19 protein-coding genes and 1 riboswitch are annotated in these 19,210 nt (G+C 72.7%); of the genes, 9 read left to right on the forward strand and 10 right to left on the reverse strand.

The annotated features are described in order from the left end of the window. Window positions 1-17: 17 nt before the first annotated feature. On the reverse strand, window positions 18-497 hold the full coding sequence (gene bfr / locus ACZ60T_RS15785; RefSeq protein ID WP_252422007.1) for a bacterioferritin: 480 nt from the start codon (window positions 495-497) through the stop codon (window positions 18-20). A 160-nt stretch (window positions 498-657) separates the two neighbouring features. On the opposite strand from bfr, the gene ACZ60T_RS15790 reads away from it, so the two are divergent. Beyond that, window positions 658-1,290 carry a sulfite oxidase-like oxidoreductase gene (locus ACZ60T_RS15790; protein ID WP_469666384.1) on the forward strand — a complete coding sequence of 211 codons (633 nt, stop codon included), beginning with the start codon at window positions 658-660 and terminating at the stop codon, window positions 1,288-1,290. 24 nt (window positions 1,291-1,314) lie between these two features. Here the strand turns inward: ACZ60T_RS15790 and ACZ60T_RS15795 are convergent, their stop codons facing one another. The 5 genes from ACZ60T_RS15795 to thiO all read right to left on the reverse strand — a co-directional run bounded on the left by ACZ60T_RS15795 (window position 1,315) and on the right by thiO (window position 6,475). Further along, the gene (locus tag ACZ60T_RS15795) at window positions 1,315-2,205 is read right to left on the reverse strand and encodes a deoxyribonuclease IV (RefSeq protein WP_469666385.1); all 891 of its coding nucleotides are present in this window, start codon (window positions 2,203-2,205) and stop codon (window positions 1,315-1,317) included. 64 nt (window positions 2,206-2,269) lie between these two features. Then, complete coding sequence (gene pknB, locus ACZ60T_RS15800; protein ID WP_469666386.1) at window positions 2,270-4,180, reverse strand: Stk1 family PASTA domain-containing Ser/Thr kinase; 1,911 nt, start codon at window positions 4,178-4,180, stop codon at window positions 2,270-2,272. A gap of 111 nt (window positions 4,181-4,291) precedes the next feature. Continuing rightward, on the reverse strand, window positions 4,292-5,086 hold the full coding sequence (locus ACZ60T_RS15805; protein ID WP_469666388.1) for a thiazole synthase: 795 nt from the start codon (window positions 5,084-5,086) through the stop codon (window positions 4,292-4,294). Window positions 5,087-5,090: 4 nt separating this feature from the next. Further along, a complete protein-coding gene (gene thiS / locus ACZ60T_RS15810; protein ID WP_252422222.1) occupies window positions 5,091-5,291 on the reverse strand; it encodes a sulfur carrier protein ThiS in 201 nt (66 codons plus the stop codon). A 17-nt stretch (window positions 5,292-5,308) separates the two neighbouring features. Next, complete coding sequence (gene thiO, locus ACZ60T_RS15815; RefSeq protein ID WP_469666389.1) at window positions 5,309-6,475, reverse strand: glycine oxidase ThiO; 1,167 nt, start codon at window positions 6,473-6,475, stop codon at window positions 5,309-5,311. Beyond that, window positions 6,473-6,585: riboswitch (TPP riboswitch) on the reverse strand. It overlaps the preceding gene by 3 nt. A gap of 106 nt (window positions 6,586-6,691) precedes the next feature. On the opposite strand from thiO, the gene ACZ60T_RS15820 reads away from it, so the two are divergent. The 5 genes from ACZ60T_RS15820 (at window position 6,692) to ACZ60T_RS15840 (ending at window position 11,168) form a co-directional block, all read left to right on the forward strand. After that, window positions 6,692-7,918 carry an NAD(P)/FAD-dependent oxidoreductase gene (locus ACZ60T_RS15820; RefSeq protein ID WP_365620240.1) on the forward strand — a complete coding sequence of 409 codons (1,227 nt, stop codon included), beginning with the start codon at window positions 6,692-6,694 and terminating at the stop codon, window positions 7,916-7,918. A 121-nt stretch (window positions 7,919-8,039) separates the two neighbouring features. Further along, window positions 8,040-8,405: an Rv2175c family DNA-binding protein gene (locus ACZ60T_RS15825; protein ID WP_252422001.1), complete on the forward strand. Its 366-nt coding sequence runs from the start codon at window positions 8,040-8,042 to the stop codon at window positions 8,403-8,405. A gap of 114 nt (window positions 8,406-8,519) precedes the next feature. Beyond that, window positions 8,520-9,167: a thiamine phosphate synthase gene (thiE, locus tag ACZ60T_RS15830; RefSeq protein ID WP_469666390.1), complete on the forward strand. Its 648-nt coding sequence runs from the start codon at window positions 8,520-8,522 to the stop codon at window positions 9,165-9,167. A 145-nt stretch (window positions 9,168-9,312) separates the two neighbouring features. Then, on the forward strand, window positions 9,313-10,236 hold the full coding sequence (metF, locus tag ACZ60T_RS15835; protein ID WP_365620247.1) for a methylenetetrahydrofolate reductase [NAD(P)H]: 924 nt from the start codon (window positions 9,313-9,315) through the stop codon (window positions 10,234-10,236). A 56-nt stretch (window positions 10,237-10,292) separates the two neighbouring features. Next, window positions 10,293-11,168, forward strand: a complete 876-nt coding sequence (locus tag ACZ60T_RS15840; protein WP_469666391.1) for a hypothetical protein — start codon at window positions 10,293-10,295, stop codon at window positions 11,166-11,168. A 13-nt stretch (window positions 11,169-11,181) separates the two neighbouring features. Here the strand turns inward: ACZ60T_RS15840 and ACZ60T_RS15845 are convergent, their stop codons facing one another. The 4 genes from ACZ60T_RS15845 to ACZ60T_RS15860 all read right to left on the reverse strand — a co-directional run bounded on the left by ACZ60T_RS15845 (window position 11,182) and on the right by ACZ60T_RS15860 (window position 16,600). Next, window positions 11,182-12,711: a phytoene desaturase family protein gene (locus tag ACZ60T_RS15845; protein ID WP_469666392.1), complete on the reverse strand. Its 1,530-nt coding sequence runs from the start codon at window positions 12,709-12,711 to the stop codon at window positions 11,182-11,184. 329 nt (window positions 12,712-13,040) lie between these two features. Then, a complete protein-coding gene (locus tag ACZ60T_RS15850; RefSeq protein WP_252421995.1) occupies window positions 13,041-13,676 on the reverse strand; it encodes a TetR/AcrR family transcriptional regulator in 636 nt (211 codons plus the stop codon). Between the two features lie 79 nt (window positions 13,677-13,755). Next, window positions 13,756-15,846 (reverse strand): YhgE/Pip family protein, encoded by a 2,091-nt coding sequence (locus tag ACZ60T_RS15855; protein ID WP_469666393.1) that lies wholly within the window; start codon window positions 15,844-15,846, stop codon window positions 13,756-13,758. Next, the gene (locus tag ACZ60T_RS15860) at window positions 15,818-16,600 is read right to left on the reverse strand and encodes an ATP-binding cassette domain-containing protein (RefSeq protein ID WP_469666585.1); all 783 of its coding nucleotides are present in this window, start codon (window positions 16,598-16,600) and stop codon (window positions 15,818-15,820) included. Before ACZ60T_RS15860 ends, ACZ60T_RS15855 begins: the two co-directional genes overlap by 29 nt. 189 nt (window positions 16,601-16,789) lie before the next feature. Here ACZ60T_RS15860 and ACZ60T_RS15865 point away from each other — a divergent pair, with 189 nt between their 5' ends. The 3 genes from ACZ60T_RS15865 to ACZ60T_RS15875 all read left to right on the forward strand — a co-directional run bounded on the left by ACZ60T_RS15865 (window position 16,790) and on the right by ACZ60T_RS15875 (window position 19,125). Continuing rightward, window positions 16,790-17,329 carry an SAV_6107 family HEPN domain-containing protein gene (locus ACZ60T_RS15865; RefSeq protein ID WP_469666394.1) on the forward strand — a complete coding sequence of 180 codons (540 nt, stop codon included), beginning with the start codon at window positions 16,790-16,792 and terminating at the stop codon, window positions 17,327-17,329. A 299-nt stretch (window positions 17,330-17,628) separates the two neighbouring features. Then, window positions 17,629-18,453, forward strand: coding sequence for a methyltransferase (locus ACZ60T_RS15870; protein ID WP_469666395.1), 825 nt, complete (start codon window positions 17,629-17,631; stop codon window positions 18,451-18,453). A 276-nt stretch (window positions 18,454-18,729) separates the two neighbouring features. Further along, a complete protein-coding gene (locus ACZ60T_RS15875; RefSeq protein ID WP_365620267.1) occupies window positions 18,730-19,125 on the forward strand; it encodes a DUF3040 domain-containing protein in 396 nt (131 codons plus the stop codon). The last annotated feature ends 85 nt before the right edge of the window (window positions 19,126-19,210 follow it).

The raw sequence follows: 19,210 nt of genomic DNA on the forward strand, positions 1-19,210 counted from the left end.
GATCCAAACGAGAGGCCCTAGCTGTCCGGCTGCTTGATGACCTGCGCGAGGTAGAGCGCCTCCCCGAGCTTCTCGACCAGCTCGAGCTGTGTGTCCAGGTAGTCGATGTGGTGCTCCTCGTCCTCGAGGATCGACTCGAAGATGTTCGCGGACGTGATGTCGCCCTTCTGCCGCATGATCTCGATACCGCGCCGGAGCCGGTCGATCGCCTCGATCTCGACCTGCCGGTCGGCCTCGAACATCTCCTTGACCGTCTGCCCCACCCGTACATGGAACAGCCGCTGGTAGTTCGGCAGCCCCTCCAGGAAGAGGATGCGGTCGGTGAGCACCTCCGCGTGCTTCATCTCGTCGAACGACTCGCGCCGCGTGTACTCGGCGAGCTTGTACCAGCCGAAGTTCTCCTGCATCTTCGCGTGCAGGAAGTACTGGTTGATCGCGGTCAGCTCGCCGGTGAGCTGCTCATTGAGGAATTCGATGACCTCGGGGTCGCCCTGCATCGCGCGGGCTCCTTCCAGGCGGGGGACTGGCGGATTGCGCCGCCCCGCATGATCGCACCGGCAAATCCAGAACGTCCAGTAAGTTCACACTCAGTGCGAATTGTCATCATTCTGTACGGGCCGGTCCGGGGCACCCTGTGAGGTCTGTCAGGATGGAGCCATGGGTCATCCGGTGGAGCGAGCATCTGGAGAAGCGGGCCGGGAGGAGCTTCCGCCGGGACAGCGACTCCAGCGAGGCTGGCCGGTCACGCACTACGGACCCGTACCCAAGTTCCGCCCCGAACGCTGGGAGTTCAGGGTCTTCGGCGCCACCGCGGACGGCGAGAAGCACTGCTGGACCCACGAGGAGTTCACGGCCCTGCCGTACGCGACCGTCGTCGCCGATCTGCACTGCGTGACGAAGTACAGCATGCTCGGGGCCGAATGGGGCGGCATCCCGGCCCGTACGGTCCTGGAGCTGGCCCCGCCCGCGCCCACCGCCACCCATGTCATGGTCTGGGCCGAGTACGGCTACAGCTCGAATCTGCGCCTCGCCGACTTCGCCTCGGACCGGGCGATCTTCGCCACCCACAAGGACGGCGAACTGCTCACCGCCGAACACGGCTTCCCGCTACGGCTGATCGTGCCGCACCTGTACGCCTGGAAGGGCCCCAAGTGGGTGCGTGGCATCGAGTACATGACCGCCGACCGGCGCGGCTTCTGGGAGGAGCGCGGGTACCACAACATCGGCGACCCGTGGAAGGAACAGCGCTACTCCTACCAGGAGGAACTCGGGGACGGCCCCGAGCTGTGAATCTCTAGCCGCCCCACAGCACCTCTAGCCGTCCCGCAGCCGCTTCAGCCGCTCCACGTCCGCCGCGTGCCCCTCCTTGCCGCCGGGCGTCTCGATGATCAGCGGCACGCCCGCGGTGGCCGGATGCCTCATCAGCGCGCGGAACGGCTCCTCGCCGATATGGCCGGACCCGATGTTCTCGTGGCGGTCCTTGTGGGCGCCGACCACATCCTTGGAGTCGTTGGCGTGGATCAGCTTGAGCCGCCCCTCCCCGACGGTGTCCACCAGCAGATCCAGCGTCTGACGCATCCCGTCCGGGCCGGTCAGATCGTGCCCGGCGGCGAAGATGTGGCAGGTGTCGAGGCAGACGCCCAGCTTGGGGTGGGCGTCGAGGGCATCGAAGTACGGTCCGAAGTCCCAGGTCCGTGAGCACAGCGAGGCGCCCTGGCCGGCGGTCGACTCCAGCAGCAGACACGGGTCGTCGTCGTGCGTCAGCTCGTCGAGGAGGGGCAGCAGACGCGCGCGTACCTGCTTCAGCGTCACGGCCCGGTCCCGGCCGCCGGTGGCGCTCCCGGTGTGGACGACGACACCGAGCGCCCCGATCTCACGGCCCCGGCGCAGCGAGTGCCGCAAGGACTCCACGGACTTCTCGACGGTCGCCTCGGTGTGCGAACCGAAGTTGATCAGATAGGGCGCGTGTACGTACGCCGGGATCGACTCGGCGGCACACGCGGCCCGGAACGCCTCGTCCTGCCGCGGATTGCCCACGGGCGTCGCCCAGCCGCGCGGATTGGCGACGAAGACCTGCACGGTCTCGGCCCCCAGCTCACGGGCGTAGGTCAGCCCGACGGAGTTCAGGCCGCCGGCCACGGGGATGTGACCGCCGATGGGGTTGCGAAGGACGCCGGAGGCGGCGCGGGACTGCTGAGTGCTCACCCGTCAAGGGTGTCATGCGGTCCCGCGCGCCCCACCGGCCGGTCCGCCGCCGGGGCGGTGGCCCTCAGCGGATCTTCAGCGTGATCGTGGACCCCTTGGGCGCCTTGTCGCCGCCGTCCACCGACTGGCCCTTGACCGTGTCGCCGAACAGACCCAGCAGGCCCCGGTCCTCCTCGACCTTGAACCCGGCCTTCTCCAGCTCCTGCTTCGCGTCGTCCACGTTGTCGCCGACCACGTCCGGGACCTCGACCATCTCCGGGCCCTTGGAGAGCGTCAGCGTCACCGTGTCGCCCTCGCCCAGCTCCGCGCCCGCCTCCGGCGACTGCCCGGCGACGTCGCCCGCGTCGACGTCCGACGACGTGACCCGCGTCGCGGCGATCTTCACCTTCAGGCCCGCCTCGCGCAGCGTCTGCGTGGCGTCCTCGACCGAGCCGCCCGTCACGTCGTCCAGCTCCACCGGGGCGCCCCTGCTGACGGTGAGGGTGATCGCCGAACCGCCGTGCCGCCGGGTGCCTGCCGCGGGCTGCGTACCGACCACGGAGTCCTTGGGCACGTCCTCGCTGAACGCGCGCGTGACCATGCCGGCCGCCAGACCGGCCTCCTTGAGCTCGGCCCGCGCCTTGTCCAGCGTGTAGCCCTTCAGATCGGGCACCTTCACGGTCTCGGGACCGTCGGAGAGGGTCAGCGTCACCGAGTCGTTGGTACGGATCCGCTCGCCCGTCGCCGGTTCGCTGCTGATCACCGTGCCGCGTGTGACCGTGTCGCTGTACGCGTGCCTGACGTCCTTGACGTCGAGCCCGGCCTTCTCCAGCCGCTCCCGCGCCTGCGCCTCGGTCTTGGCGAGCAGCGGCGGGACCTTGGTGAACTGCCCGGAGTTGATGTACCAGAGGCCGGCGCCCGCGCCGAGCACCACCAGCGCGGCCACGACGAGCCCGAGCAGCCCCCGCCGGGGGAGCCCGAAGCGGCGCGACGGCCGAGCGGGCGGGGTCTCCAGCCGACTCGTCCGGTTCAGTGCCGCCTTGTCGTCCTCGCCGATGGGCAGCAGCCGGGGGATCACGCTCGTCCGGTCCTCGGCGTTGTCGTGCTCCGCGGTGCGGGCCTGCGGCGGGACGGCGTCCAACTGCTCGTCGGTGAGCGTGCCGCGCGTCTGGAGCACCTGGGCGAGCAGCGCCACCGCGTCGTGCGGGCGCAGTTCGGCGTTGCGCGCGGTCGCCGCGACGACCAGGTCGTCGAGTTCGGGGGCCAGCCCCGGCACGGCGGCGGACGGCAGCGGCACGTCCTCGTGCAGATGCTGGTAGAGCACCTGGGCGGGGGAGTCGCCGTGGTGCGGCTTGGCGCCCGTGAGCATCTCGTAGAGCACGACCCCGCACGCGTACACATCGACCCGGGGGTCGGCGATGCCGTGCTCGATCTGCTCGGGGGCGAGGTAGGACACCGTGCCGAGGACGGCGCCTGTGGTGTTGTCGGTGACCGTGTCCACGGCCCGGACCAGGCCGAAGTCCGCCACCTTGACCCGGCCGTCGTCCCCTATCAGGACGTTCTCCGGCTTCATGTCGCGGTGTACGAACCCGGCGCGGTGCGCGGCGCCCAGCGCGGCGAGCACGGGCTCCAGGATGCCGAGGGCCGCGCGCGGCTGGAGCGCCCCGCGCTCGCGGAGGACGTCGCGCAGGGTGCACCCGGCGATGTACTCCATGGCGAGGTAGACGTACGACCCGTCCGTGCCCTGGTCGAAGACCTGCACCACGTTCGGGTGCGCGAGCCGCGCGACCGACTTGGCCTCGCGGATGAAGCGCTCCACGAACGAGCCGTCGGCGGCCAGCGTCGGGTGCATCACCTTCAGCGCGAGGACACGGTCGAGGCGGGTGTCCACGGCCCGGTAGACCGTGGCCATGCCGCCGACCGCGATCCGCGCGTCGACGCGGTAGCGGCCGTCGAGCACCTGCCCGACGAGGGGGTCCTTAAGGGTCGTATCCACGCAGGTGAGTTTACGAGGGCGCACCGTCACCCCCGTCCGCTTCGACGGCCTCAGGCCTGGTCTGAAGCCGACCTGTGACGCACCTCGCAGTCCCGCGCCCGTCGACGGGGCTCAGAACGCCGGCCGCTCGGGGTCGAGGCGGGCCATGCCGCGCGTGGGGGAGGACGCCTCGGCGAAGCGCCGGCGCGGGATACGGCCCGCCCGCCGGGCCAGTCGGCCGGCCGCCACCGCGTACCGCATGGCCCGCGCCATCGACACCGGCTCCTGCGCCCGGGTCACCGCCGAGGCGAGCATCACACCCGCGCACCCCAGCTCCATGGCGAACGCCGCGTCCGACGCCGTCCCCGCGCCGGCGTCCAGAATCACCGGCACGCGCGCGTGCTCCACGATCAGCTCGAAGTTGTGCGGGTTGCGGATGCCGAGCCCGGAGCCGATCGGCGAGCCGAGCGGCATGATCGCGGCACAGCCGACGTCCTCCAGCCTGCGGGCGAGCACCGGGTCGTCGTTGGTGTACGGCAGCACGGTGAAGCCGTCGTCGACCAGCGTCTCGGCCGCGTCCAGCAGTTCGACGGGGTCGGGCAGCAGGGTCCGCTCGTCGGCGACGACCTCCAGCTTGACGAGGCCCGTGCCGAGCGCCTCGCGCGCGAGCCGGGCGGTGAGCACCGCCTCGCCCGCGGTGAAGCAGCCCGCCGTGTTGGGCAGCACCCCGATGCCGAGGCGGTCGAGCACCGAGAGGACCGAGCCGTGCGCCGAGGCGTCGACGCGCCGCATCGCGACCGTCGTCAGCTCCGTACCGGAGGCCACCAGCGCCCGCTCCAGCACATCGAGGCTCGGCGCCCCGCCGGTGCCCATGATCAGCCGGGAGGCGAGGGTCGTGGTGCCGAGCACGAGGGGATCGTCGGCCATGGGTTCAGCCTCCTTGTACGGCGGTCAGGATCTCGACGCGATCCCCGTCGGCCAGGGGCGTCGACGGCCACTGCGCGCGCGGGACGACGGTTTCGTTGAGGGCGGCGGCCACCCCGGAGGGGGCCGCGGTGAGGTCCCGCACCACGGCGTCGAGCGCGGTGCCCGGGGCGACCTGCCGGGGCCGCCCGTTGACGGAGATGGTCACGCGGGTGACGGGGATGTTCACGCGGGCTGCTCCGTACGGGCGGCGGCGGTGAAGCGCCGGGGGGTGAACGGGCGCGCCTCGGCGGGGAGTTCGCCGGTGGTCAGGGCGTGCGCCAGGGCGTCGCCGGTGACCGGGGTGAGCAGGACGCCGTTGCGGTGGTGCCCGGTGGCCAGCAGCAGCCCCGCGAGGTCCGTCGGGCCGAGCAGCGGCGCGTTGTCCGGGGAGCCGGGCCGCAGCCCCGCACAGGTCTCGGTGAGCGGCAGTTCGGTGATCCCCGGGACCAGTTCGTGCGCGTCCCGCAGCAGGGCGTACACCCCGCCCGCGGTGACCGTCGTGTCCCAGCCCAGCTCCTCGCTGGTCGCGCCGATCACCAACTCGCCGTTCTCCCGTGGCACCAGATAGACCTGGCTGCCGCGGACCACGGCGCGCACGGTGCGGCTCAGGAACGGCGCCCACCGGCCGGGCACGGTCAGCCGCAGCACCTGCCCCTTCACCGGGCGTACGGGCGGCAGGACGCCGTCCGGGACGCCCGCGAGCCGCCCGCTGAGACTGCCTGCCGCGAGGACGACCTGGCCCGCGGCGAGGTCGGTGCCCTCGGCGGTCCTGACCCCGGTGGCCCGCTCCCGTGCGACCGAGAGCCGTTCGGCCCGCACCCGGTGGAAGACCACTCCGGTGCGTTCGCAGGCCGCCACCAGGGTGTCGGCCAGGCGCCGCGGGTCGATCTGGTGGTCGCCGTCGACCCGCAGCCCGCCGCGCACGCCCGGCGCGAGCATCGGTTCCAGGCGTCGGCACTCGCGCCCGTTCAGCCACTGCGACGCGAGGCCCGAGCGCTCGTGCAGGGCGTGCAGTTCGCGCAGTTGGGCGCGGTCGTCGGCGTCGAGCGCGGCGATGAGCGTGCCGCATCTGCGGTAGCCGAGGTCGTGGCCGGTGGCCTCGGTCAGTTCGGCGGCGAAGTCCGGATAGCGGCGCGCCGAGGCCAGATTGAGGCCGAGCAGGCTCTCCTCGCCGTAGTGCAGCTCGCTGACCGCGGCGAGCATCCCGGCGGCCACCCGCGCCGCCCCGCCCCCCGGCTCGGGGTCCACGACGGCCGTGGCCAGCCCGCGCTGCGCGGCGCGCCAGGCCGTGACCAGGCCGATGATCCCGCCCCCGATGACGAGGACGTCTGAGGTACGTGGAGACGACATGGGCGTCCAGCCCCTCCCTTCGCCGGCATGACCCGGATCAGGTTCCTACGGTCGGAGGCCGTCCAGCCTCCCTCTCAGCCCGGTACGTCCGGGCTCCCGCGTGTGCTTGTACGGTGGCCACCCTATTGCCCCCGCGGACCGGGGGACGAGCGAGGTGGAGCAGGTCACCCCGCACGCCCCCGCACTGACGGGCCGTCAGATGTCTAAGGTGATCAGGTGAGCGAGCAGACGCAGGCACGGGGCGGATCGGCACGGCGCGTCGTCGTCGTGGGCGCGGGCATGGCCGGGGTGCAGACCGCGGTCGCCCTGCGGGAACAGGGGTTCTCGGGCACGGTGACGCTGATCGGCGCGGAGCCGCACCAGCCGTACGACAGGCCGCCGCTGTCCAAGGCCGTGCTGCTCGGCAAGGCCGAGGGCTCCGCCTTCGACGTCGACTTCGAGTCCCTGGACATCGAACTCCGCCTGGGCTGTGAGGCGCTCGGCGTGCGCCCCGGCGACCATGAACTGGACACCGCCGAGGGCCCCGTCCCGTACGACGTCCTGGTCCTCGCCACGGGCGCGGAGCCGATCCGGCTGCCGAGCGCGGAAGGCGTTCCCGCCGTGCATCTGCTGCGGACGCTGGACGACGCGGAGCGGCTGCGGCCGGTCCTCGCCGAGCAGCACGACATCGTGGTGGTGGGCGCGGGCTGGATCGGCGCCGAGTTCGCCACCGCCGCGCGCGAGGCGGGGTGCGCGGTGACCGTGGTGGAGGCCGCGGACCGGCCGCTCGCGGGGGCGCTGCCCGCCGAGGTGGCCGCGCCGATGGTGGCCTGGTACGCGGAGAGCGGGGCCGAGCTGCGCGTGGACGCGCGCGTGGAGCGCGTCGAGGCGGGGGCCGTGGTGCTCGACGACGGCTCCCGGGTGCCCGCGGGCGCGGTGGTCGTGGGGGTCGGGGCCCGGCCGGCCACGGCGTGGCTCGCCGGTTCGGGGATCGCGCTCGGCGACCGGGGCGAGGTGCTGGCGGACGCGTGTCTGCGCACATCGGCGCCGGACGTGTACGCGGTCGGGGACTGCGCGTCCTTCCCGTCGGGGCGCTACGCGGAACGCCTGCTGGTCCACCACTGGGACAACGCGCTCCAGGGCCCGCGCACGGTGGCCGCGAACGTCATGGGCGAGGTACCGGCGGTCTACGACCCGGTGCCGTACTTCTGGTCGGAGCAGTTCGGCCGCTTCGTGCAGTACGCGGGCCACCACACCGCCGCCGACACGCTGGTGTGGCGCGGGGACCCGGCGGGAGCTGCCTGGACGGTGTGCTGGCTGCGCGAGGGCCGTCTCGCGGCGCTGCTGGCGGTGAGCCGCCCCCGGGACCTGGCCCAGGGCCGCCGTCTGATCGAAGCGGGCGCCACCATGGACCCGGCGCTGCTCGCGGACCCCTCCCGCCCGCTGAAGGAGGCGACGGCGTGACCCACGCGGGCCGTCGCGGCGCCATGCGGACCCGGAACACGCCCACGACCGGAGGTACCCCGCACCCCGCCTGGAGGTGCCCGGCTTCCGACTGTCGGTCCGGGATGGCACCCTTGATCCCGTGACCGAGATTGACGCAAAGATCGATGCTCTCGTCCCCGCCTGGCTCACCGTCCCCGACATCGCCGAAGCGCTCGGCGTCGAGGTGACGCGTGTGCGGCAGTTGGTCAAGGAGGGCCAGCTCATCGCCGTACGCCGTGGTGAGAACCGGGCGCTGCACATCCCCGCCGCCTTCATCGACGGGGACAAGGTCGTCAGGGGCCTGTCCGGCACCCTGACGCTCCTTCGGGACGACGGCTTCACGGTCGAAGAGATGCTGGAGTGGCTCTTCACTCCCGACCCGACCCTGCCTGGCACCCCCGCCCAGGCCCTCAGTGAGAATCGCGGCACGGAGGTGAAGCGGCGCGCCCAGGCGCTCGCCGTCTGATCCGACCCGAGACATCCGAGAACGACCGTCCGGCGTACGGGGCGCGGTCCGGGGCCCCGGCCCCGGCCGACCGTGCCCGCCGCGGCCCGTACGCCACCGACCACGGGGGACCTTGTGCCCGACAGCCGTCGCAGCCGCCTCGCCGACGCGCGCCTCTATCTGTGCACGGACGCCCGCAGGCGCCAGGGCGACCTCGCCGAGTTCCTCGACGCCGTCCTCGCGGGCGGCGTCGACATCGTGCAACTGCGCGACAAGGGCATGGAGGCCGCCGAGGAGCTGGAACATCTCCAGGTCTTCGCCGACGCCTGCGCCCGCCACGGCAAGCTGCTGGCGGTCAACGACCGCGCGGACGTCGCCCATGCCGCCGCCTCCGACGTCCTGCATCTGGGCCAGGGTGACCTCCCGGTCCCCGCGGCCCGCGCCCTGCTCGGCGACGACGTGCTGATCGGCCGCTCCACGCACTCCGCGGCGGAGGCCGAGGCCGCCGCCGTCCAGGAGGGCGTGGACTACTTCTGTACGGGCCCCTGCTGGCCCACCCCCACCAAGCCCGGCCGCCCGGCGCCGGGCCTCGATCTGGTCCGTCACACGGCGGCCCTCGGCACCGACCGCCCCTGGTTCGCCATCGGCGGCATCGACCTCGCCCGGCTGGACGAGGTGCTCGACGCGGGCGCCCGCCGGGTGGTCGTCGTCCGCGCGATCACCGAGGCGGACGACCCGGGCACGGCCGCCGCGGAGTTCGCCAAGCGCGTGCGCACGGCCTGAAGGACGTCCCTGAGCGCGTTCGGCCGGACACGTACCGTGAGCCTTCTGCGCGCCTGTGTCCGATAGATGGACAACAACCAGGCAAATTCGGACGAATAGCCCCCGTCCGGTTGGGTGACCGTCACCCCCTGGCTAACCTGCGACTATGGCCCTCGGAACCGCATCCACCAGGACTGATCGCGCACGCACGGTGCGCGACATCCTCGCGTCCCGCAGGACGACGTACTCCTTCGAGTTCTCGGCGCCGAAGACCCCCAAGGGTGAGCGGAACCTGTGGAGCGCGCTGCGAAGAGTCGAGGCGGTCGCCCCCGACTTCGTCTCCGTGACGTACGGCGCGGGCGGCTCCACCCGCGCGGGCACGGTCAAGGAGACCGAGCAGATCGTCGCCGACACGACGCTCACCCCGGTCGCCCACCTCACCGCGGTCAACCACTCCGTCGCCGAACTGCGCAACATCATCGGCCAGTACGCCGACGCCGGGATCCGCAACATGCTGGCCGTCCGCGGCGACCCGCCCGGCGACCCGATGGGCGAGTGGGTGGCGCATCCCCAAGGCCTGACCTACGCGGCCGAACTGGTCCGGCTCATCAAGGAGTCGGGCGACTTCTGCGTCGGCGTCGCCGCCTTCCCCGAGATGCATCCGCGCTCCCGCGACTGGGACGGCGACGTCACGCACTTCGTCGACAAGTGCCGGGCCGGCGCCGACTACGCGATCACCCAGATGTTCTTCCAGCCGGAGTCCTATCTGCGCCTGCGCGACCGGGTCGCCGCGGCGGGCTGCGACACCCCGGTCATCCCCGAGGTCATGCCCGTCACCAGCGTGCGGATGCTGGAGCGACTGCCCCAGCTCAGCAACGCCGCCATCCCGGACGACCTGAAAGAACGGATCCTCGCGGTCAAGGACGACGCGACGGCGGTACGCTCCATGGGCATCGAGTTCGCGACGGAGTTCTGCGCGAGGCTGCTGGCCGAGGGAGTGCCCGGACTGCACTTCATCACGCTGAACAACTCCACGGCGACGCTGGAAATCTACGAGAACCTGGGCCTGCACCGTCCGCGGGGGGCCTAGGCCGCCGCACCGGCGTACGACACGGCGGCGTAGCGGCCCACTTGAGAGGGGCGTACATGGGCTGGACGGCCCTCTACATTGCGTTCGGCATCGTCGCGCTGTGGCTGCTCGGGGAGGTGCTGCTGCAGTACAAGGCGCGCCTGCGCTGGCGGTTGCTCGCGTTCGTCGGCTTCCTGGGGGTCGTGCTCGGTGTCCTGATCCCGTCCGTGCTGGTCATCGGGGTGGGCGCGATCGCGTTCGCGATCGGGCAGACCTATGTGACCCTGTCGTTCCGGCGCGGTTTCGCCGAGGGCTGGGCGGTCCGCAACCGTCCGAAGGCCGGCGGCGGCAGTGGCGGCGGCAGCAAGCGCCGCCGGGGCGGGGCGGCCCGCAAGGACCCGGCCCCGGCACCGGAGGTCCACGAGGACCCCTTCCCCGGTCCGCAGCCTCCCCAGGTCAAGGCCGAGACCGAGGCCGAGGAGACCACCGTCTTCGACCCGCAGCCCCTGCCCGACGAGACCGGTTCCTACGGCGTCTACACCAACGCGGCGCACTCCGCCGGACCCGCACCGACCACCCCGCCCGCACCGTCCGCCGCCCCGTACGACGGCTACTCGTACGAGCAGCAACAGCAGTACGGCTACGGCGAGAACGCGCAGCAGTACGCCGACTACTACGACCCGTACGCGGGCGCGCAGCCCTACGGCGGTCAGGCCTACGACCCCGCGCAGGGCGGCGACGGGCAGCAGGGTTACGGACAACAGGCGTACGGCCAGGACGCGTTCGCGGGCGGCGGCTACGCGGAGACCCCGCCCGGTGGCGTCTGGGTTCCCCAACAGCGCGCCGCCGACGGCACGTTCAACGGCGAACCCCCCGCGGAGCAGCCGTACCCCCACCAGGGCAACGGCACGGCGCAGCACGGCAACGGCTACGACGGGCAGTACCGCTACTGAGCGGGCGCGTCCCTCACTGCGAGCCCCGGAAGTCCGGTCCCTCCACGATGAGTCCGGCCACCAGCGCGCCCGACATACCGGCGTGGGGGAGGCCGCCTCCGGGGTGGGACCAGCCGCCGACCAGATACAGGCCGGGCAGCCGGGTCGAGTTGGCCGGGAGCAGACCGCGTCCGGCGCCGCCCGCGAGGACGGGATGCGGCACCGCCCCGCCGTCGGCGCCCGTCTCCTCGGCGTTCGCGCGCGGAGTGCGCACCTCACGCCACAGGAGCCGGTCCCGTATCCCGGGGACGGCGGCGTCGGCCGCACGCACCATCAGGTCGGCGAAGCGCTCGGCCGTCTCACCGGCGCTCCAGTCCAGGTCCGTCGGCACCGTGGCCGTCAGCACCACCGACTCGTGCGCGTCGTCCGGGCGCAGCGCCGGGTCGTCCGGGCGCAGCACGGTCACCGTGGGCGTCGCCCATTGCGTCGTACGGCCGGACAGGAAGTCCAGTTCGGCCGTGCGGTCGGGGGTGTGCACGAGCGTGCGGTGCGCGGTGTCCGCCTCGCGGGCGCCGCGCAGCGCCAGCAGCACCGTGAAGCGCCCCGCGCGCCGGGTCCCCGGATCCGGCCGGACATCGTCCTCGCCCTGAAGCGCGCGCTCCGTCAGGCGGCGCAGGCACGCCGGGTCCACGCCCGCCACCACATGGTCGGCCTCCGCGACCGTGGAGCCGGAGGCCGAGGAGGCGCCCCCCGCCAGCTCCACCCCGGCCGCCCGGCCGTCCTTCTCGACGATCCCGGCGACCTCCGCGCCGAACACGAACTCCACCTTCCGGGCCACGCACCGCTCGTACACGGCGCGCGCCAACTCCCGTATGCCGCCGCGCACATACCAGGTGCCGAAGGCGTACTCCATGTACGGAAGGACCGCCGCGCTCGCCGCTGTGGCGCGCGGGTCCAGACCGTACGCCACGGCGTGGCTCTCCAGGAGGGCCACGAGCCGGGGGTCTCGCAGCTCCCAGGCGCCGACCTCGGCGAGCGTCTCGGCGCGCCGTGTGCGCAGCAGCCTGCGCCGCGCCACCGCCGGGTAGGGGTCACGCTCGGCCAGCACCTGCCAGTTGGGCCACAGCGGCTCTTCCAGGAGCGGTCGGCGCGTACGGTCCCAGGCCTCGCGGGCGCGCACCAGGAAGTCGCCCCAGCGTTCGCCCGCGCCGTCGCCGAGCGCCGCGTCCAGAGCCGAAACGACGCCCGCGCGCGACGCGTTCGGCAGCGAGACCGCCGTGCCGTCCGCGAAGACATGCCGCGCCGACGGGTCCATCTGGACCAACTCGACGCAGTCCTCCAGCGGTTCCCTGCCCGTCTTGACGAACAGATCGCGGTAGACGGCGGGCAGCGGCAGCAGGCCAGGACCCGTGTCGAAGGAGAAGCCGTCGCGGGTGAAGCGGCGCACCGCGCCGCCGTACGTCTCCGTACGCTCGTACACCACCACCCGGTGGCCCGCGACGGCCAGCCGGGCGGCGGCTGCCATCGCGCCCATCCCGGCGCCGATCACCGCAATCCGTGCCATGCCAGGGACTCTATCGGCCCCCACCGACAATCCGGACACTGAGTATCCGTACCTAGTCGGTGAGATGAGTAGGTGCGCGGATGGGGGCCGGGCCGTCCGGAGGAGAGAGTGGGGACACGGAAGAGGGGCGCGGCTCCGGCACCGCCGACACGGGGCGGCGGAACGGCGCGTGTCCCTGGCCGCTCTCTTCGTCGGTCCGGTCGCGCGGCAGCGGGACACGGGGACACGGGGGACAGGTCCCCACGGGCCCGACGGAGGTACGACGGAGCGCCGGTCCAAGGCCGTCCGCACAGGCGGAGGCCTCGCACCGGCGCTTTGGCGTCCCCGAACTACCTGCCGCCGCTCACGCGCCCCTGGAGCAGCCGCGACAACGACGCGTGGACGTCGTCGAGGGAGCGCTCCGGCTGGAACGACTGCCAGTCCAGGGCCGCCACCAGCACCATGCCGACCAGCGCGGCGGCCGTCAGCGGGACGTCGATGTCATCGCTGAACTCGCCGCCCGCCACGCCCTCGCGCAGCACCCCCTCGATGACCGCGACGACCTCCTGCCGGACCACCATGAGCGTGGACTGCCAGGCGCGGTTGGTGCGCCACAACTCGGCCACGTACAACTGCGTGAAGGCCGGGTAGCGGGCGATGAAGCCGAGCCCCGCGCGGATCATCGCGTCCAGGGCGTCCACCTTGGTGCCACCGGACACCTCGGTCCGCTCGGCGGCCTCCCGCAGGGAGGCGGTGAGGAGCCCCACGCCGTGCCGCAGCAACTCCTCGAAGAGGCCGGACTTGCTCGCGAAGTTGTAGTAGACCGTGCCCTTCGCGACACCGGCCCGCTCGGCGATCTCGTCGACGGTGGTCGCGGAGAACCCCTGCTCCGCGATGAGGGTGACGGCCGCCTCGTAGAGCTTCTGCCGGGTCGCCGCGCGACGGCTCGACGACCCGCCCGACGCGGCGGCACTGCGGTGTTCCATCGGTCTCCTAGCGAAATGAGCACGGCCTTGCTGGTCGCGGGCCGTGGGGGAGGGCAGGGGCCCACCGGCTGTCACCGGGTCACAGGCTCAGCTCCGGGTGCAGCCGGTCGAGGGTCCACACCTGCTTGCGACGGGCCGACAGGGCGGTGAGCGCGAGGGCGCCCACGGTGAACGCCGTCAGCACGGCGCACGCCTGCCACACCGGTCCCAGACCGCCGCCGGTGATCAGCCTCCTGAGAGCCTCGACAACGTAACTCATCGGCAGGTAGGGGTGGAGCGCGTTGAAGAAGCCCGGACTGGTCTGCACGGGGTAGGTGCCGCCCGCGGACGTCAACTGGAGCATCAGCAGGGCGAGGACGAGGATCCGGCCCGCCGCTCCGAAGCGCGCGTTCAGCCACTGCACGAGGGCCGCGAAGCACGCCGACACCAGGAACAGGAAGCCGACCGTCCCGGCCGCCCGCGCCATCTGCAGGCCGACCGCCCAGTGCAGCACCGCCATGAGGGCGGCGGTCTGCGACACGCCTATGGCGGCCACCGGCAGCCAGCCCGCCAGCGCGATCCGCCAGGCCGGGGCGCCCGCCGCGAGCGCGCGCCGGTTCATCGGCGCGATCAGCATGTACGCCACCATCGCGCCCACCCACAGGGACAGCGGGATGAAGTACGGGGCGAAACCGGTGCCGTAGTTGGGCGCCTTGTGCAGGTCCCGGGAGGCCAGTTGCACCGGGTCGGCCATCACCTGGGTGCGCTGGTCGCGGTCCTTCTTGTCGTAGTCGGGGATCGCGCCCGCGCCGTCGTGCAGGCCGTCGGCGAGCTTCCCGGAGCCGTCGACGAGCTTGTAGATACCGCCGTCGAGGTCGACCGCGCCCGTCTTCAGCTTGCCGATGCCCGTGTGGAGGTCCGTCGCTCCCGTACTCGCCTTGCCGAGGCCGGTGTTCAGCGTGTCCGCCCCCTTGGCGACCGCCGCGGCGCCCTTGTCGAGCGCTTCCACCTTGGTGACCGCGTCGTCGAGGTCCTCGGACAGATGCGGTGCCGCCTCGGCGAGCGCCCGCGCCTGCTTCTGAAGGGTCTTCAGGTCCTTCTGGAGGGAGGCCGTGTCGTCGTGGTAGTCCGTCACCACCGTGTTGACGTCCGTGGCCAGGCGTGCCGCGTCCGCCGCGGCGTCCTTCGCCTTCTCGAGGTCGCCGCAGGCCGGGTCGGGCGTGGCGGCGGCGTCTTCGGCGCAGCGCCGCGCGTAGACCGCGGCCAGGGTCTCGGAGGCCTCGGTGGTGCCGGTCTCGGCGAGGGGCGCCGTGGTGACGAACGCGTCGAGGTGGTCGCTGATCACACCCGCGGAATCGGCCACCAGGGTCGCGGTGTCGGCGATCTGCTTGCTGTTCTCCTTCAGGAAGGGCCGCACCTGGTCGGCCGCGCCGCCGACCCGCTCGGCCAGCGCCCGGGTGCCGTCCGCGACCTGCCGCGTACCGTCCTTGAGGTCCCCCGCGCCCGTGTCGAGCTTCCGCAGACCGGTCGCCAGCTTCCCGCTGCTCTCCTTGGCGTTCGTGAGCCCGTCGACGAGGTTCTTGGAGCCCTTCTCCGCCTTGCCGATGCCACCGGCGAGTCGGTCGGCCCCGTCGGCGGCCTTCACGGTCGCCCCGTGGATATCCGAGAACGAGACGAAGATCCGGTCCAGGAACGAGCGCGACGCCTTGGTGGAGGCCGCCGTGCGCACCTCGCTGAACACCGTGCGGGAGATCTGCCCGACGATGTAGTTGTTGGCGTCGTTGGTCCGCACCTGTAGGGCGCCGGTCTCGGGGGAGTTCCCGGAGCTGGACGCGATCCGCTCGCTGAAGTCGGACGGCATGGTCAGCGACAGGTAGTACGTGCCGTCCTCGACGCCCTTCCTGGCCTCGGCGGCGCTCACGTCGTGCCACTCGAAGGTGTCGCTCTTGTGCAGCCCCTTGACGATGTCGTCGCCGACGGCGATGTGCTGGTCCCCGGCCGTCGCCCCCTTGTCGTCGTTGACGAGCGCCACGGGGATGCGGTCGAGGCGCCCGTAGGGGTCCCAGAACGACCACAGGTACAGGGCGCCGTACAGCAGCGGCAGCAGCAGGAGCGCGACCAGGGCCGCACGCGGCAGCCTCCCCCTGCTGAACCGCCTGAACTCAAGCGCGGCCAGCCTCGGCGTGCGCATACGCCGTCTCCTTGTCGTCGTCGTCCGGGGTGCTGTCCGCCGTGGCGGTGCCGGGCGCCGTGGTCACCACGACCGCGCCCTCGGGGGCCTCGCCGCACACCGCGAGGACCGTGGTCCCGGCCTCGGTGAGCGACCTCAACAGGCCCCAGACGTCCGCTCGTTCGGCGGCGGAGAGCTTGAGGTCGGTGTCGTCGACGGCCAGCAGACGCGGACGGCCGATCAGAGCCAGGGCCACGGACAGCCGCAGCGCCTCCAGCCGCTCCAGATCGCGTACGGCCGTACGGAGCCCCTTGGGCAGCGTCTCCGGATCGAGTCCCGCGGCGGCCAGCGCGCTGTCGATCCGTGCCCGCGCCTCGGCCGCCCTCCGCGCGCGTGGCCGCAGCAACGCGCGCAGGGAGTCGCCGAACCGGCTTGCCAGCAGGGCCCGTTCCCGCAGGTGCTCGCCCACGGTGAGCGCCGGGTCGAGGTCGGTGACGCCGGGAACGTGCGCGAGCGCGCTGATCCCGCGTACCGCCGACAGACGCTTGGGCAGCCGGTTCCCGTCGACCTCCGCGTGCCCCTCGCTCGGCTTCATCCGACCGGTGAGGGCGAGCAGCAGACAGGTGCGGCCGGTGCCCGAGGGGCCCTCGACGGCGATCAGCGAGCCCGGTTCCGCCGTGAAGGAGACGTTCCGGAAGGCCCAGCCGCGCGGCCCCTTCACCCCGAAGTCCACGGCGTGGACCGCGGCTCCGGCCGCTGTCCGTGGCAGATCCATGTCCCCCTCGCTCCCCTGGACGGTCATGTACCGGCCCTCCCCAGGAAGTTGTACTGACTGGTCAGTGCAAAACTAGCGCTGGATCTTCGGGTGAGGCAAAACCCCAGATCAGAATGGATTGTCAGTGCCATATCGCACGATGGGTACATACGGCCACAGTGCCGTCACCCAGACGACAGGAGGCTCGTCATGGCCAGCCACCACGCAGCCGCCGCCCCCCGGCGCCGCGGCATCGGCCCTGCCCCCTCACTGACCGGCCCGGCGGGAGACGTGCACCCCGTGCCGCGCCGGGCCACGGCCCCGCCCGCCGCGCTCGACCTGCTCGCCAAGGCCCGCGCCGGACTCGACGAGGCCGCCGTCCTCGACACCCCCAACGAGCGCTATGCGACGGCCCATCTGGCGGCCCTGCGCACCGCCGCCGCGGTGCTCGCCGCCCGCGGACGCCCGGAACCCACGGCGCGGCGCCGCGCGAGGATCAGGAGCGCCTGGGACGTGCTGCCGGAGACAGCCCCCGAGCTGACCGAGTGGAGCGCGCTGTTCGCCTCCGGGGCCGCCCGCCGCGCCCGCGCCGAGGCGGACATCCCGGGCGCGGCCAGCGCCCGCGACGCGGACGACCTGATCCGGGACGTGGCGATGTTCCTGCGCCTGGTCGAGCGGATGCTGACGGCCCAGCCGGTCCTGCCGAGGCCGCGGTGGGAGGAGAGCGAGGAGATACCGGACGCGGGGTGAGCGGGGCCGCGGGCGCTCGGGAGCGGTGCGAGGTGCTGCGGGCGCGCCGCGGTGGGGCCGCGGGGCGGTGCGGTGCGTGCCGCGGGGCCGCGAGGTGGTGCCGCGGGTCCGCGAGGCGCTGTGCGGGGGCCGTGACGTGGCGCGGGGGGTGCCGTGACGTGGTGCGGGCCGGGATCCGGGCAGGTCGCCGGAGGCAATAGGGTGGAGTGGCCTGAAGCCTTTCGCCCTGGTCGGGACCGGAAGGCCGTCCGATCGCTCCGCCGCACAGCAGGCGGTGCCGCGCCGAGGAGTCAACTGCCGTGTCGGACCCCATGCGCCCGCCCGTCTCCCACCACCACGCTCAGACGTCGCTGGGCTCCGATCCCTCGCGTCCCCGCGCCTCCCTGCGCACCGCGGTCGTCTGGGAGGTCCTCCAGGACGCCCTCGACCGCCGCGCCAAGGCCACGGGGCGCGAGGCGCTGGACGTCCTCGACGCCGGCGGCGGCAGCGGCAACTTCGCGGTGCCCGCCGCCCGCCTCGGCCACCGCGTCACCGTCGTCGACCCCAGCCCGAACGCGCTGTTCGCGCTGGAGCGCCGGGCTGCCGAGGCCGGGGTCGCCGACCGGGTGCGAGGCGTCCAGGGCGATGCCCACGGCCTCTTCGACGTGGTCGAGCGGGGTGGCTACGACGTGGTGCTGTGCCACGGCGTCCTGGAGTACGTGGACGACCCGGCCGAGGGCCTGCGCAACGTGGTCGCCGCGCTGCGCCCCGACGGCGTCCTCAGCCTGCTCGCGGCCGGTCTCGGCGGCGCCGTGCTCGCGCGGGCCCTGGCCGGGCACTTCACGGAGGCCAAGCAGGCGCTGGAGGACCCGGACGGCCGCTGGGGCGAGAACGACCCCGTACCGCACCGCTTCACGGCCGAGCAGCTCAGCGCGCTCGTCGAGGACGCCGGGCTGAGCGTCGCGGCCGTACACGGCGTCCGGGTCTTCGCCGACCTCGTGCCCGGCGTGCTGGTCGACACCGAGCCCGGCGCCCTGGAGGCGCTGCTCAAGCTGGAGGCCGCGGCGGCCGAGTCGCCCGCGTTCCACTCCGTGGCCACCCAGCTCCATGTCCTCGGCGAGACGCGGGGGACCGCCGGGTCCTGAGCGTTGCCGGGACGGCGCCGCTGATCAGGGGCGCGGCGGCAGATGGTGTACGCCACAGCCCGCCCGATCGGGAGCTGTGAGCCGTATGATCGAGGGACACCGCCCGGCATGACGGGTCGGCTGCTGGGGAATGGAAGCTTCAGCGAGCCGGGACGGGTCATGGCGGATTCCGGTTGGCCAATTGGCGTAGAGGGGCGGGTTTCAAGGGGGCGATTCCCTGCCTATCCTGAAGGGGACCCCCGGTCGCCCCGGCGACTGCACGATGAGGAGGACTCCGTGCCGCTCTCGGAGCACGAGCAGCGAATGCTCGAGCAGATGGAGCGAGCGCTGTACGCCGAAGATCCCAAGTTCGCGACAGCGCTTGAGGGAAGCGGGCTGCGTACGTACACCCGGCGACGGGTCTACCAGGCGGTCGTGGGCTTCCTGGTGGGTATCGCGCTCCTCATGGCCGGAATGGTCGCTCAGCAGATCTGGGTCAGCGTGGTCGGGTTCCTGGTCATGCTGGGCTGCGCCGTACTCGCCGTGACCGGCTGGCGCAAGGCCCCGAAGCCCGGTGAGCAGGGCACGCCACCCGGTGTCGGCGCCCGCGGCGGGCAGTCCCGCCAGCGCCGCTCCATGATGGACCGCATCGAACAGCGCTGGCAGCGACGCCGGGACGAACAGGGCCACTAGGCCTCAGCAGTCCAAGACACGACGAACAGGGGCGACCACTCATCAGTGGTCGCCCCTGTTCGTCGTCCCAGCCGCTTGTCGGGCG

The organism is Streptomyces sp. NPDC104371 (assembly GCF_055583785.1).

Coding starts and splice junctions, on each gene's coding strand:
- bfr (WP_252422007.1), bottom strand. CDS start 497: ATGCAGGGCGACCCCGAGGTCATCGAATTCCTCAATGAGCAGCTCACC.
- metF (WP_365620247.1), top strand. CDS start 9,313: ATGGCCCTCGGAACCGCATCCACCAGGACTGATCGCGCACGCACGGTG.
- ACZ60T_RS15865 (WP_469666394.1), top strand. CDS start 16,790: ATGGCCAGCCACCACGCAGCCGCCGCCCCCCGGCGCCGCGGCATCGGC.
- ACZ60T_RS15850 (WP_252421995.1), bottom strand. CDS start 13,676: ATGGAACACCGCAGTGCCGCCGCGTCGGGCGGGTCGTCGAGCCGTCGC.
- ACZ60T_RS15805 (WP_469666388.1), bottom strand. CDS start 5,086: ATGGCCGACGATCCCCTCGTGCTCGGCACCACGACCCTCGCCTCCCGG.
- ACZ60T_RS15855 (WP_469666393.1), bottom strand. CDS start 15,846: ATGCGCACGCCGAGGCTGGCCGCGCTTGAGTTCAGGCGGTTCAGCAGG.
- thiO (WP_469666389.1), bottom strand. CDS start 6,475: ATGTCGTCTCCACGTACCTCAGACGTCCTCGTCATCGGGGGCGGGATC.
- ACZ60T_RS15790 (WP_469666384.1), top strand. CDS start 658: ATGGGTCATCCGGTGGAGCGAGCATCTGGAGAAGCGGGCCGGGAGGAG.
- ACZ60T_RS15860 (WP_469666585.1), bottom strand. CDS start 16,600: ATGGATCTGCCACGGACAGCGGCCGGAGCCGCGGTCCACGCCGTGGAC.
- ACZ60T_RS15845 (WP_469666392.1), bottom strand. CDS start 12,711: ATGGCACGGATTGCGGTGATCGGCGCCGGGATGGGCGCGATGGCAGCC.
- ACZ60T_RS15840 (WP_469666391.1), top strand. CDS start 10,293: ATGGGCTGGACGGCCCTCTACATTGCGTTCGGCATCGTCGCGCTGTGG.